Consider the following 13492-nt stretch of genomic DNA (forward strand, 5'->3'; position numbering starts at 1 on the left):
GTGCTCCTGGCCTGCGTTGATCGCGGGCTGCGTTGATCGCGCCGGCCGGGGATGTGTTGATCAAGGCTTCGGGGCTCGTAGCCTTGCCGTTCTGTATGCGTGTGGTCTTGGCGCGCTGCCTGTCTCTGTCGACGCGGTCAGGGGCGGGATTGCCGGGCCTCTCGTCGTTGTCTTTCGGTATCGCGACGATCGTGGCGTACCCGTGGGCGTCGTTGCGTCCCGCGGCACTCGGCCGTGTGGTCCTCGATGCTGTCGACGGCTTGCTGTCCGGGCCGTAGTTCCGTCCAGGCCGGCATCCCTGGTCGCCGCGCCGGGGCGGCAGGCCGGTCCTTGTTTCCCCGCTCCGGTGCCTTTGTCGGGCCACCGTTCATGTCGACCGGACGGTGTTCCCGGGGGCTGGGACTTTCGGGCAGGAGCGGCAGACTTTCGGGCTTTCGTACATTGTGGTGGACAGGTCTTTTATTACTGACTGGTAATGGACCGTCCACCTCGGACTTCGTCTGACCTGGCACTCTGTGGCCGCGGAATTTTCGATAATGCATTCTGGCTCAGCGCATCGAGGATCTTGCGGAGTGCAGCGAAATGTCAATTTCTTGTGTGGACGGCTTGCTCGCTTCTGCAAAGGTGGGCTTATGCCAAGCACTTCCATCGAGATGACATCGCTGTCGGGGGCGTGGGCTCCGGTGGTCCGCCGGCCGCTCGAGGCCGACCAGGCGAGTGCCTTCGCTCCGATGTTCAAAGCCCTCGGCGATCCGGTGCGCCTTCGCCTGCTCTCCATGATCGCCTCCGCCGGTGGGGGAGAGGTCTGCGTCTGCGATCTGACCGGTTCCTTCAACCTGACCGGACCGACGATCTCGCACCATCTGAAGGTTCTCCGCGAGGCGGGGCTGGTGGACAGCGACCGCCGGGGCACGTGGGTCTACTACCGGCTCGTCCCGGCCGCCCTGGTGCTCCTGACCGGCCTGCTCGACATAACCTCGGCCGCGGCCACGATCTGAGGCTGCGGCCATGTTCTGAGGCTGCGGCCATGATCTGAGGCCGCGACCATGATCTGAGGCAGCGGCCCCACCGGTGACGTCGCAGAGGGGTTGGCGGACCCCGGCGCGGCGGCGAGAGAGCGCCCTACTTCTTCTTCAGCGGGTCGTGTCCCCAGTTCATGAGGGAATACCGCCAGGCCGTGTCCGTGACGTCTCCGGACGGGCGCTGGGCCAGGTGCCGGTGGACGTACCCGGTCACCTTGCGCATATGAGCCTCATCCGCGTCTGTCAGGTCCGCCTTCCTGGTGTGCAGGATCTTGATGATCTTCCGGCCGCTGTCGTGGCCCACCGATTCTCCGCCGGACGCCGGTTTCTGGCCGACGTCGCGGGACTCGCCGGTTTCCAGCCACTTCGAGAGCTCCGCGGCGGTCATGTTCACCGCCTCGCGGAACGGGGCGTGGACGTCGTCAGTCATGGTGGAGCGCCTCCGGCTTGTGGACCGCCGTACCCCCGGTCTTGTCGCTCTTGACCTTGAACTGGGGTTCGTCCGGGGAGGCCTTGACGGTCCGGCCCGCCTCCTCCGTGTGCGAGGTGACCTTTTTCTCCACCGTTCCGTGGACCTTGTGACCGTGGCTGTTCCAGGTGACCTTGTCACCTTTCTCAAGACTCATGGCTGGGGAATACCCCCAGGTCAGGGGAGATAACAGACGAAGATCGCGGTGCCCGGGAAGAGCCGGCCGCGCAGCGGGCTCCACTGGCCCCAGATCTGTTCGTGCCCCGGGGGCCATTCCGGTTCGATCAGGTCGGTGAGGACGAAGCCCGCCGCCACCACCTCGCGGATCCGGTCGCCCAGGGTGCGGTGCTGCTCCACGTACGTGGGGACGCCGTCCTCGTCCTGCTCCACGTACGGGCGGCGGTCGAAGTAGGGGTGGACCGCGAGGAGTCCTTCCTTGCCCGGTTCGTCGAGGAAGACCCACCTCATGGGGTGGGTGATCGAGAAGACCCACGTGCCTCCCGGGCGCAGGACGCGGGCGACCTCGTTCATCAGCTCGCCCGAGTCCGCCACGAACGGGATGGCGCCGAAGGCCGTGCACACGGTGTCGAAGGACGAGGTCGCGAACGGGAGGGCCAACGCGTCGGCCTGCACGAGCGGTACCCGTACCCCCGAACGGTCCGCGGCCTGCTGCGCCTGGCGCAGCATCCCCCCGCTGAGGTCCATCGCGATCACGTCGGCGCCCTGCCCGTCGAGCCAGCGGGCCGCCGCGGCCGCTCCGCACCCGAGTTCGAGCACCCGCTTGCCGCGGACGTCACCCAGAAGGTGGACGTCGGCCTCGCGGACGCCTTCCGGGCACCAGATGAAATCGACATCACCCAGGAAGGCGCCGTGTTCCTCCTGGTAGTCGTCCGCGTCGAGGTCCCACCAGTGCCGGCTGGCGACGCGGCTCTCGTCGTCGGTCACGGTGCGGCGCAGCGTGGCGGCCTGTCCGGTCGGTTGCTCTTCGATCACGACGCAACGGTACGGCCAGAGCGCGGCCCGCCTCCACGGACGGGCCCCGAGGGCGAGGGGATCGACCGGTGGCCGCGGTTCGGTTAAGATCAACAAGCGGCAGGTGAGCCTGAAGTGGCACAAAACAGCCTTGATGGCGGGTTTTGGGGGACCAATCTGGTTCGGTCCTCAGGAGGCCTTGCAACCTGTGGTAATGCGCACGGTAAGCTAGTCGATGCGCTCGCGGAATCGTGTGCCTCGGCAGGGAGCAGGTTCCGCAAGTCGTCGGTCCCAGCATGATTCTGCTCGCTTGGCCATGGGTCGTTTGCCCAGGTCACCGGATGTTCGTGCTGCGCCCGTCGCCAGTTCCGCGGCCGCGCTGACACCACGAAACCATCCGTTCGGAGCAACAGTCCACATGACGAGCAGCATCGAGGCCACCTCGAGCGCCAACAGGGTCACTATCGACGATCTTGGCTCGGAGGAAGCTTTCCTCGCAGCCATCGACGAGACCATCAAGTACTTCAACGACGGCGATATTGTCGAAGGCACCGTCGTCAAGGTCGATCGGGACGAGGTCCTGCTCGACATCGGCTACAAGACCGAGGGCGTCATCCCCTCGCGCGAGTTGTCGATCAAGCACGACGTGGACCCCGCGGAAGTGGTGTCGGTCGGTGACCACATCGAAGCCCTCGTCCTCACTAAGGAGGACAAGGAAGGTCGCCTGATCCTCTCGAAGAAGCGCGCGCAGTACGAGCGCGCTTGGGGCACCATCGAGAAGATCAAGGAGGACGACGGCGTCGTTCGCGGCTCCGTCATCGAGGTCGTCAAGGGTGGCCTCATCCTCGACATCGGCCTGCGTGGCTTCCTCCCCGCCTCCCTGGTGGAGATGCGTCGTGTGCGCGACCTCCAGCCGTACGTGGGCCGTGAGCTCGAAGCCAAGATCATCGAGCTGGACAAGAACCGCAACAACGTGGTCCTGTCCCGCCGTGCGTGGCTCGAGCAGACCCAGTCCGAGGTCCGCACCGAGTTCCTCAACAAGCTCCAGAAGGGCCAGGTCCGCAAGGGCGTCGTGTCCTCCATCGTCAACTTCGGTGCCTTCGTGGACCTGGGTGGCGTGGACGGCCTCGTGCACGTCTCCGAGCTCTCCTGGAAGCACATCGACCACCCGTCCGAGGTCGTCGAGGTCGGCCAGGAGGTCGAGGTCGAGGTCCTGGACGTCGACCTGGACCGCGAGCGCGTCTCGCTGTCGCTGAAGGCGACCCAGGAAGACCCGTGGCGCCAGTTCGCCCGCACCCACGCGATCAACCAGATCGTCCCGGGTAAGGTCACCAAGCTGGTTCCGTTCGGTGCGTTCGTCCGCGTGGACGACGGCATCGAGGGCCTGGTGCACATCTCCGAGCTGGCCGAGCGTCACGTCGAGCTGCCGGAGCAGGTCGTCCAGGTCGGTTCCGACGTCCTCGTCAAGGTCATCGACATCGACCTCGAGCGTCGCCGGATCTCGCTGTCGCTCAAGCAGGCCAACGAGGGCTTCGTCGAGGGCGAGGAGCACTTCGACCCCACCCTCTACGGCATGGCTGCCACGTACGACAACGAGGGCAACTACATCTACCCGGAGGGCTTCGACCCCGAGACGGGCGAGTGGCTCGAGGGCTTCGACAAGCAGCGCGAGACGTGGGAGAAGCAGTACGCCGACGCCCGCGAGCGCTGGGAGGCCCACACCAAGCAGGTGCAGGCGTCCCGCGACGCCGACGCCGAGGCCGCGCTCAACCCGCAGCCTGTCGGTGCCGTCACCACGTCGTCGTCCTCGACGTCGACCTCCTCCTCCACGAGCTCGTCCGCTCCGGCGCGCTCGAACGAGGAGCCGGCCGGCACGCTGGCCACCGATGAGGCTCTCGCCGCTCTGCGCGAGAAGCTCGCCGGCGGCAAGTGATCATCTGATCCACCGCTTCCGCCCCCCGGCCTCACCGCCGGGGAGCGGGAGCACCTCGCTCCGGCCTGGGACGCCAGGCCGCGACGGGACCCCAAGAGCCGCCCACCCCGCACTCCGGTGCCCGGTGGGCGGCTTTTTCATGGGTTGACCGGGGTGGATACTGGGCGCGTGCTCAAGGTGGGGTTGACCGGCGGGATCGGTGCCGGCAAAAGTGCCGTCGCGCGACGGCTGCGGCATCTCGGTGCCGTCATCGTCGACGCCGACAAACTGGCCCGCGAGGTCGTCGCCGCCGGCACCGACGGCCTGGCCGCGGTGGTCGAGGCGTTCGGGCCGGGGGTGCTCGGCGCGGACGGCGAGCTCGACCGCCCCGCGCTCGGCGCCCTCGTCTTCGGTGACGACGGCGCCCGCCGCCGGCTCGAGGAGATCATCCACCCCCGGGTCCGCGCCCGTACGGCCGAACTGACCGCCGCCGCCCCGGCCGGGGCGATCGTGGTCAACGACGTCCCGCTGCTCGTGGAGACCGGGCTCGCCCCGACCTATCACCTGGTCGTCGTCGTCCAGGCCGACGCCGCCACCCGGATCGCCCGCCTCGCCGCGACGCGTGGCATGCCCGAGGACCAGGCCGCCGCCCGGATCGCCGCCCAGGCCGGTGACGACGACCGCCGCGCCGCCGCCGACGTGGTCCTGGTGAACAACGGCACCCGGGCCGAGCTGGAATCACAGGTCGATCGGCTGTGGCGCGAGCGGCTCCGGCCGTACGAGAGGAATCTCGGTCTCCGCAGGCATGCCCCGGCCGACAAGATCCTGCGGGTCGCGGAGCCGGACCCGGAATGGCCGGCACAGGCGGCCCGGCTGATCGCCCGGATCAGCCACGCGCTCAGGCCTTCGATCGGCGCGGCCGGCATCGCGCACATCGGCTCGACCGCCGTGCCCGGTCTCCCGGCGAAGGACCTGATCGACCTGATGCTCACCGTCGCGACCCTGGACGAGGCGGACAAGATCGCCGGCACCCTGGCCGCGGCCGGTCTGCCGCGACGTCAGGGAGAATGGGCCGACAACGCCCGCGGCGTCCCCGGCAAGACCTGGCCCAAGCGGTTCCACGGCAGCGCCGACCCGGGCCGGTCCGTCAACCTGCACGTACGGGTGAACGGCTCCCCGGGCTGGCGTTTCGCCCTCCTCATGCGCGACCACCTGCGCGCCGTCCCCGCGGCCCGCGACGAGTACGCGGCGTCGAAGTTACGCTGGGCGGCCGAGCACGGGGACGTGGCCGGCTACGCGGAGGCGAAGGAGCCCTGGTTCGACGCCGAGGCCACGGCGGCGCACGAGTGGGCCGTGGCGACCGGCTGGAGTCCGCCGGCCTCCTGAGCCACTCAGCGGCGCCGACGTTTCCCCTGCCACTGTGCGCGCCGAGGTTCCCAGCTGCCGGACGGCCGGTCGGCGCTCTCGGCGTGGCGTGTGCCGAGGCTGCGGTCCGGTCCCGCCCGTCGGCACCCGACGGTGGCGCCGGACCGAATGTGCACCCGCCGAACGCCGCCGCCGAAACTTGTCGTACCCCCGACGTACGGTAGGTCCATGGCGCTCGACATCCCACGACTCGACGGCACTTTCCAGGTCGTCAGCGACTACCAGCCGGCCGGTGACCAGCCCACGGCCATCGCCGAGCTGGAGCGCCGGGTGCGCCGCGGCGATCGCAACACGGTCCTGCTCGGCGCGACCGGCACCGGCAAGAGCGCGACGACCGCGTGGCTCATCGAGAAGCTGCAGCGGCCCGCGCTCGTCCTCGCGCCCAACAAGACCCTGTGCGCGCAGCTCGCCAAGGAGTTCCGCGAGCTCATGCCGCATAACGCCGTCGAATACTTCGTCAGCTACTACGACTACTACCAGCCCGAGGCGTACATCGCCCAGACCGACACGTACATCGAGAAGGACTCGTCGGTCAACGAGGAGGTCGAGCGGCTTCGGCACTCGGCCACCATGTCGCTGCTCACCCGCCGCGACGTCATCGTGGTCGCCACCGTGTCCGCGATCTACGGCCTGGGCACCCCGCAGGAATACCTCGAACGCGCCGTCCGGGTGAAGGTCGGCGGCGAGGTCGACCGCGACAAGCTGTTGCGCCGGCTGGTCGACATCCAGTACTCCCGCAACGACATGGCGTTCCAGCGCGGCACGTTCCGGGTCCGGGGCGACACCCTCGAGATCATCCCGGCGTACGAAGAACTGGCCGTGCGCGTGGAGCTCTTCGGCGACGAGATCGAGAAGCTCTACTACCTGCACCCGCTCACCGGCGAGATCGTCCGTGAGGTGGACGAGCTGGTCATCTTCCCCGCGACCCACTATGCGGCCGGTCCGGAGCGGATGGAACGCGCCATCGGCCAGATCGAGGTCGAGCTCGCCGAGCGGCTGGCCGAGTTCGAACGCCAGGGCAAGCTGCTGGAGGCTCAGCGGCTGCGGATGCGCACCACCTACGACATCGAGATGATGCGGCAGGTCGGCTTCTGCAACGGCATCGAGAACTATTCGATGCACATGGACGGCCGTAACCCCGGCGACCCGGCGTACACCCTGCTCGACTACTTCCCGGACGACTTCGTCACCGTCATCGACGAGTCCCACGTGACCATCCCGCAGATCGGCGGGATGTACGAAGGCGACGCCTCCCGCAAGCGCATCCTCATCGAGCACGGCTTCCGCCTGCCCAGCGCCGCCGACAACCGCCCGCTGCGCTTCGACGAGTTCCTCGAACGCGTCGGCCAGATGGTGTTCCTGTCCGCGACCCCCGGCCCCTGGGAGATGGGCGAGGCCCAGGGCGAGTTCGTCGAGCAGGTCATCCGCCCCACCGGCCTCGTCGACCCCCAGGTCGTGGTCAAGCCCACCAAGGGCCAGATCGACGACCTCATGCACGAGATCAAGCTGCGGACGGACAAGGACGAGCGAGTCCTGGTGACCACCCTCACCAAGAAGATGTCCGAGGACCTGACCGACTACCTCCTCGAGAACGGCATCCGGGTCCGCTACCTGCACTCCGAGGTGGACACCCTGCGCCGCGTCGAGCTGCTCAAGGAGCTCCGCAAGGGCGATTACGACGTCCTGGTCGGCATCAACCTGCTCCGCGAGGGCCTCGACCTGCCCGAGGTCTCCCTGGTCGCCATCCTCGACGCGGACAAGGAGGGCTTCCTCCGCAGCGCCCGCTCCCTCATCCAGACCATCGGCCGGGCCGCCCGTAACGTCTCGGGCGAGGTCCACATGTACGCGGACAAGATGACCCCGTCCATGACCGCCGCCATCGAGGAGACCGACCGCCGCCGGGCCAAGCAGGTCGCCCACAACAAGGCCAACGGCATCAGCCCCGAGCCCCTGCGCAAAAAGATCCACGACATCCTCGACGACATCTACAAAGAGGCCGAGGACACCGACGCCGTGGTCGGCGGCAACGTCGTGGGCGGAGGCGGCCGCCAGATGTCCCGCGGCAAGGGCCCGGTCCCCGAAACCCGCTCCCGGTCCCGGGCCTCCACCACCCCGGCCCGCGAAGGCATGGCCCGCGCGGAACTGGCCCAGCTGATCCAGGACCTCAACGACCAGATGCTGGCAGCAGCCCGAGAGCTCCAGTTCGAGCTGGCAGCCCGCATCCGCGACGAGGTCTCCGAGCTCAAAAAAGAACTCCGAGGCATGGACGTAGCCGGCGTCCGCTGACCCCAGCCCAACCCGTCTGCCGCTCCCACCGCACTCACCCCGCGGTGGGATCGGGCCAGGCCAATGGCGCTGGCCTACGTCCTGGCTCGCCTTGCTTGTCCCGGCCCGCTCTGCCCTGCTCGCACTATCCGGCCCGGCCCTGCTCGTGCCGTCCCGGCCCGCTCTGCCCTGCTCGCACTACCCGGCCCGGCCCGGCCCTGCTCGTGCCGTCCCGGCCCGCTCTGCCCTGCTCGCACTACCCGGCCCGGCCCTGCTCGTGCCGTCCGGCCTTCCCTGCCAGCCCTGCTCGCGCCGCCGGTGCCGGACCGCTATGCCTGTTCGGCCTGGCTCGGCCCGGCCCGGCCTGGCTCGGCTCGGCCCGGCCCGGCCCGGCCCGCCTCGGCCCGGCCCGGCTCGGCTCGCCTTGGCCCGGCTCGGCTCGCCTTGGCCCGGCTCGGCTCGCCTTGGCCCGGCTCGGCTCGCCTTGGCCCGGCTCGGCTCGGCCCGGCTTTGCTGGCCCGGCTTTGCTGGCCCGGCTTGCGCTGCGCGGCTCGCGTGGCCCGTTCTGGCCTGGCCTGCCCTGCTGGCCCGGCTTGCGCTGCGTCCGACGGCCGGCCCTGCCCTGCCCGCTCGGGCGGGGAGGGCTCACCTGCCCTGTTCCGCCCCTCCCTGCTTCGCACTGTTCTACCCATCGTTGGCCGGTCGGGGGTCGGCATCGATCGGCGATTTGTCGGTTGCACGCTGTTTTCTGGGCTGAGTGCTTACCGGGGTCACAGCTGCCGGGCGCGGGCTGGTGGGTGGCTGGGGAAAGTCGGTGGGGGATCAGGGTGGGGATTATTACGCTGGCGGCCGTGACTTCTCTGGGAACTGTTTCCTGGGCCGGTGGTTCGCCGGGGGATTTTGCTGAGCTTGTCGGCCTGGCCGCGCGGTGTCTTGCCGCTGATGGTGGGCTTCCGCTGGCCGCCGATCCTGGATTTGTGAGATCTCGGTGGACGGGGGAGGGCGTGCTGGATGTGCGGGGCCGGTCGCAGGCTGGCCGGCTCGTTGCTGCCGGTGCCGTTCGGCCCGCGGGTGGTGGGGCGATTTTTGTGGGGCTGGTCGACCCGGTCGCTCGGGGTAGGGGGCTGGGTGGGCACCTGGTGGACTGGGGGCTGCGGACGGCCGGCCGGTTCGGTGGGGGTGTGACGGTAGAGACCGAGTCGGTCACGCCGGGGGCGACCGAACTCTTTGCCGCCCGGGGGCTTCGGCGGGTGTTTGCCGAGGATGTAATGCGGTGCGACGTGGCTGCCGGCGTACCGGATGGGGGTTGGGCTGGCCATGTTGACCTGGCGGCTTGGTCGGGGGCGACTGCCGGGCGGTTCTTCTCGGTCTATGAGGCCGCTTTCCGGGAGCGTCCGGGGTTTCCGGGGTGGTCCGCGCAGGAGTGGATCTCGGATCTGGTCGAGGACGATGAGTTCCGGCCCGAGTGGTGCGTGCTTGCGGTGCTTCCTGGTGTGGGGGATGCCGGGTTCGTGACTGCCGCGGACGGGTGGATCGTTCAGGTCGGGGTAATTCCGGCGGCCCGGGGGCGGGGGCTCGGGGCGGCTCTGGTGACGGAGACCTTGCGGCGGATGCGGGCCGCGGGTGCGGATGAGGCATGGCTTGATGTCAATGTTGATAACCCGGCCGTGAGTTTGTATCGGCGGCTGGGATTTGCGCATCGCGGCCAGCGTGCCCGGTTCGCGTCGGTCTGAGGGGTTGAAAAGCCGGCCTTCAGGGCGAGTGCGCGGCGCCGGTCCCGCTGAGTGAGGCACCGGACCGAGAGCAGGGGGCGAGGCACTGGGCTCAGGAATGAGGCGCTGGGCGAAGGGGTGATGCGAAGGGGCGAGCCGGGCTCAGGAGTGGAGGTGTTGCCCCGGTGGGGGGCCTGAGGGCAAGGGGCTGGGGTATTGGCTCGCGAGAGCGGGCATCGAGCTCAAGGGCGGGCCGCCGATCTGATCAAGAGCAAACCGCCTAGCCTCCTAGGATGCTCTGAAGGGGGTGTTGTTACTCATCGTTACCGGGCGGTCCGGGTGGCATTGCCGTGCGTGGTGGGATTGCTGTGATGCCGCAGCGTGAGGCCGGCTGTCCGTCGGCAGGTACGGATGGCCGCGCAGGCTGCGGGGATGGTGGCAGGGTGCGACCCCGCAAGCAGCCAGTTAGCACCTTCGACCTGGGCTGAGTCCGGTTTGGGAAGTGCTGGCGGAGAGAGCCCGGACACGGTTGGCTGGGGGCATGTGTCACTTCGGGACGCGATGCGACACAATGGTTTCTGTAGGAGGGGAGTATTCCCCCGTGCCGGTCTCGTCAGCACGGTCTGCATTCGAGAGGATGCGCCCGGGGCCGGTGGTTCTTGTCCGCCGGGCAAGAGCGGAAGAGACCTCCGACAGTCGCACATCGTCGCGCCGTTCTCCCCGGACCTCGCGATGGTGCCCCGTGTCTGCCGGAGGTTCTTGTTGAACGTGTCTGCCTGGGTCTGGATCGCCACCCTCGGTGCTCTTGCGATCATGCTCGCCGTCGATCTGCTGATCGTCGGGCGACGGCCCCACGAGCCCTCCATGAAAGAAGCCGGCGGCTGGGTCGCCTTCTATGTCGCGCTCGCCCTGGTGTTCGGTCTCGGGGTGTGGCTGGTCGCGGGTGGGCAGCCGGCCGGCGAGTTCTACACCGGATGGCTCACCGAGTATTCGCTGAGCGTCGACAACCTGTTCATTTTCATGATCATTATGGCCCGGTTCAGCGTGCCCCGGCAGTTCCAGCAGAAGGTGCTGCTGATCGGGATCGTGCTGGCGCTGATCATGCGGGGTGCGTTCATCGCCGCCGGGGCCGCGTTGATCCAGCAGTTCTCGTGGGTGTTCTACCTGTTCGGCGCGTTCCTGGTCTATACCGCGATCACGCTGCTGAAGAACGGCGACGAGGAGGAGGAGTTCACCGAGAACATCCTCATCCGCTGGGCCAAGCGGCTCTTCCCGATCTCCAGTTCGTTCGACAGCGGCAAGATGACGGTGGTCAGCGAGACCGGCAAGCGGCTGTTCACGCCGATGCTCATCGTGATGATCGCGATCGGGACCACCGACCTGATCTTCGCGCTCGACTCGATCCCGGCGATCTTCGGTATCACCAAGGAGCCCTACCTGGTCTTCACCGCGAACGTGTTCGCGCTGATGGGCCTGCGGCAGCTCTACTTCCTGCTCGGTGGCCTGCTCGAACGCCTGGTCTACCTGAACATCGGGCTGTCGTTCGTGCTCGCGTTCATCGGTGTGAAGCTGTTCCTCGAGGCGTTGCACACCAACACGCTGGGCTTCATCAACGGCGGGCACGGGGTGCACTGGGCGCCGGAGATCCCGATCTGGCTGTCGCTGCTCGTGATCCTGGGCACGCTCGGGGTCGCCACCGCCGCGAGCCTGATCAAGACGTCACGGGACCGCAAGAAAGAGCTGATCAACTTCTGACAGGACACAAAAACGCTCCCCGGGTACGCGTACCCGGGGAGCGTTTTTGTCTGCTTCTAGCCCTGGTGCTTGCGGCGGGAAGCCGCCCGGCCGCGGGTCTGCTGGTCGAGGACGACCTTGCGGATCCGGATCGCGGACGGGGTCACCTCGACGCACTCGTCCTCGCGGCAGAACTCGAGGGACTGCTCCAGGGACAGCTTGCGCGGCGGGATCACCTTTTCGGTGTTGTCCGCGCTCGCGGCCCGCATGTTGGTGAGCTTCTTCTCCTTGGTGATGTTGACGTCCATGTCGTCCTCGCGGGAGTTCTCGCCGACGATCATGCCTTCGTAGACCTCGGTGGTCGGCTCGACGAAGAGCTGGCCGCGCTCCTGCAGGTTGATCATGGCGAATCCGGTGACCACGCCAGCGCGGTCGGCGACCAGCGAGCCGTTCTGGCGGGTGCGGAGCTCGCCGTACCACGGCTCGTAGGACTCGAACAGATGGTGCATGATGCCGGTGCCGCGGGTCTCCGTGAGGAATTCCGTCCGGAAACCGATGAGGCCACGGGCCGGGACGAGCCACTCCATGCGGAGCCAGCCGGTGCCGTGGTTGATCAGCTCTTCCATCCGGCCCTTGCGGGTGGACAGCAGCGTGGTGATGGCGCCCATGAACTCGTCGGGGGCGTCGATGGTGAGGCGCTCGACCGGCTCGTGGACCTTGCCGTCGATGGTCTTGGTGACCACCTGGGGCTTGCCGACGGTCAGCTCGTAGGACTCGCGGCGCATCTGCTCGACCAGGATGGCGAGGGCGAGCTCACCACGGCCCTGGACCTCCCAGGCGTCGGGCCGCTCGGTGTTGAGGATCCGCAGCGAGACGTTGCCGATGAGTTCCTTGTCGAGGCGGTCCTTGACCATCCGGGCGGTGACCTTGGCGCCCTTGACCTTGCCGACCAGCGGTGAGGTGTTGGTGCCGAGGACCATCGAGATGGCCGGCTCGTCGACGGTGATCAGCGGCAGCGGGATCGGGTTCTCCGGGTCGGCGAGCGTCTCACCGATCATGATGTCGGAGATGCCGGCGATGGCCATGATGTCGCCGGGGCCGGCGCTCTCGGCGGGCTTGCGCTCGAGGCCCTCGGTGATCAGCAGCTCGGAGATGCGCACGTTGCTGACCGTGCCGTCGGTCTTGCACCAGGCCACGGTCTGGCCCTTGCGGATCGTGCCCTCGTGCACGCGGCAGAGCGCGAGCCGGCCGAGGAACGGCGAGGCGTCGAGGTTGACGACGTGGGCCTGCAGCGGCGCGCCCTCGGTGTAGGTCGGGGCCGGGATGGTCTCGAGGATCGTGCTGAACAGCGCCTGCAGGTCGGTGGCGTCCTCGGGGACGGTGCCGTCCTTGGGCTGGGTCAGCGACGCGACGCCGTCGCGGGCGCACGCGTAGACGATCGGGAACTCGATCTGCGACTCGTCGGCGTCCAGGTCGAAGAAGAGGGCGTACGTATCGTCGACGACCTCTTTGATCCGGGCGTCGGGACGGTCGACCTTGTTGATGATCAGGATGATCGGCAGCTTGGCGGCGAGCGCCTTGCGCAGCACGAAGCGGGTCTGCGGCAGCGGGCCCTCGGACGCGTCGACGAGCAGCGCGACGCCGTCGACCATGGTGAGGCCGCGCTCGACCTCACCGCCGAAGTCGGCGTGGCCGGGAGTGTCGATGATGTTGATGGTGACGGGCTCGCCGGACTCCGGCTGGTAACTGATCGCCGTGTTCTTGGCGAGAATGGTGATGCCCTTTTCGCGCTCAAGATCCCCAGAGTCCATGGCGCGGTCGGCCATCTCGCCGCGGGCGTGGATCTGGCCACCCTGCCGCAGCATGGCGTCCACCAGGGTCGTTTTGCCATGGTCCACGTGGGCGATGATGGCGACGTTGCGTAGGTCGGTGCGGGTCTGCATACCACCATTGTCCCCGGTCTTGGTTGCTGTCGCCGCCC

10 protein-coding genes are annotated in these 13492 nt (G+C 68.2%); 6 read left to right on the plus strand and 4 right to left on the minus strand.

From position 1 onward, the window contains the following. Positions 1 to 653: 653 nt before the first annotated feature. Positions 654 to 998, plus strand: a complete 345-nt coding sequence (locus ACIA6A_RS15090; protein WP_396098549.1) for an ArsR/SmtB family transcription factor — start codon at positions 654 to 656, stop codon at positions 996 to 998. Positions 999 to 1122: 124 nt separating this feature from the next. Here ACIA6A_RS15090 and ACIA6A_RS15095 read toward each other — a convergent pair whose 3' ends face one another. The 3 genes from ACIA6A_RS15095 to ACIA6A_RS15105 are packed head-to-tail and all read right to left on the minus strand — an operon-like array spanning position 1123 to position 2481. Continuing rightward, a complete protein-coding gene (locus ACIA6A_RS15095) occupies positions 1123 to 1452 on the minus strand; it encodes a DUF3140 domain-containing protein (RefSeq protein WP_396098189.1) in 330 nt (109 codons plus the stop codon). After that, the gene (locus tag ACIA6A_RS15100) at positions 1445 to 1648 is read right to left on the minus strand and encodes a DUF2945 domain-containing protein (protein WP_396098191.1); all 204 of its coding nucleotides are present in this window, start codon (positions 1646 to 1648) and stop codon (positions 1445 to 1447) included. Before ACIA6A_RS15100 ends, ACIA6A_RS15095 begins: the two co-directional genes overlap by 8 nt. A 20-nt stretch (positions 1649 to 1668) precedes the next feature. Beyond that, positions 1669 to 2481, minus strand: a complete 813-nt coding sequence (locus ACIA6A_RS15105; RefSeq protein ID WP_396098550.1) for a class I SAM-dependent methyltransferase — start codon at positions 2479 to 2481, stop codon at positions 1669 to 1671. Between the two features lie 400 nt (positions 2482 to 2881). Between ACIA6A_RS15105 and rpsA the strand changes: the two genes are divergently transcribed. The 5 genes from rpsA (at position 2882) to ACIA6A_RS15130 (ending at position 11532) form a co-directional block, all read left to right on the plus strand. Beyond that, entirely contained in the window at positions 2882 to 4396 is a 1515-nt protein-coding gene (rpsA, locus tag ACIA6A_RS15110; protein ID WP_396098192.1) for a 30S ribosomal protein S1, read from the plus strand. Positions 4397 to 4564: 168 nt separating this feature from the next. Then, complete coding sequence (gene coaE / locus ACIA6A_RS15115) at positions 4565 to 5761, plus strand: dephospho-CoA kinase (RefSeq protein WP_396098193.1); 1197 nt, start codon at positions 4565 to 4567, stop codon at positions 5759 to 5761. Positions 5762 to 5968: 207 nt separating this feature from the next. Next, on the plus strand, positions 5969 to 8086 hold the full coding sequence (uvrB, locus tag ACIA6A_RS15120) for an excinuclease ABC subunit UvrB (RefSeq protein ID WP_396098194.1): 2118 nt from the start codon (positions 5969 to 5971) through the stop codon (positions 8084 to 8086). A gap of 1160 nt (positions 8087 to 9246) precedes the next feature. Further along, on the plus strand, positions 9247 to 9798 hold the full coding sequence (locus ACIA6A_RS15125; RefSeq protein WP_396098195.1) for a GNAT family N-acetyltransferase: 552 nt from the start codon (positions 9247 to 9249) through the stop codon (positions 9796 to 9798). A 741-nt stretch (positions 9799 to 10539) separates the two neighbouring features. Beyond that, the gene (locus tag ACIA6A_RS15130) at positions 10540 to 11532 is read left to right on the plus strand and encodes a TerC family protein (protein ID WP_396098196.1); all 993 of its coding nucleotides are present in this window, start codon (positions 10540 to 10542) and stop codon (positions 11530 to 11532) included. A gap of 56 nt (positions 11533 to 11588) precedes the next feature. Here the strand turns inward: ACIA6A_RS15130 and typA are convergent, their stop codons facing one another. After that, on the minus strand, positions 11589 to 13454 hold the full coding sequence (typA, locus tag ACIA6A_RS15135) for a translational GTPase TypA (RefSeq protein WP_396098197.1): 1866 nt from the start codon (positions 13452 to 13454) through the stop codon (positions 11589 to 11591). Positions 13455 to 13492 lie beyond the last annotated feature (38 nt).

Origin of the sequence: Actinoplanes sp. NPDC051494, assembly GCF_044454705.1 — a bacterium.
Taxonomy (GTDB): Bacteria; Actinomycetota; Actinomycetes; order Mycobacteriales; family Micromonosporaceae; genus Actinoplanes.

Bases quoted from the DNA above. Each gene is read 5' to 3' on its own strand.
- typA (WP_396098197.1), bottom strand. From the start codon at position 13,454: ATGCAGACCCGCACCGACCTACGCAACGTCGCCATCATCGCCCACGTG.
- uvrB (WP_396098194.1), top strand. From the start codon at position 5,969: ATGGCGCTCGACATCCCACGACTCGACGGCACTTTCCAGGTCGTCAGC.
- ACIA6A_RS15100 (WP_396098191.1), bottom strand. From the start codon at position 1,648: ATGAGTCTTGAGAAAGGTGACAAGGTCACCTGGAACAGCCACGGTCAC.
- rpsA (WP_396098192.1), top strand. From the start codon at position 2,882: ATGACGAGCAGCATCGAGGCCACCTCGAGCGCCAACAGGGTCACTATC.
- ACIA6A_RS15090 (WP_396098549.1), top strand. From the start codon at position 654: ATGACATCGCTGTCGGGGGCGTGGGCTCCGGTGGTCCGCCGGCCGCTC.
- ACIA6A_RS15095 (WP_396098189.1), bottom strand. From the start codon at position 1,452: ATGACTGACGACGTCCACGCCCCGTTCCGCGAGGCGGTGAACATGACC.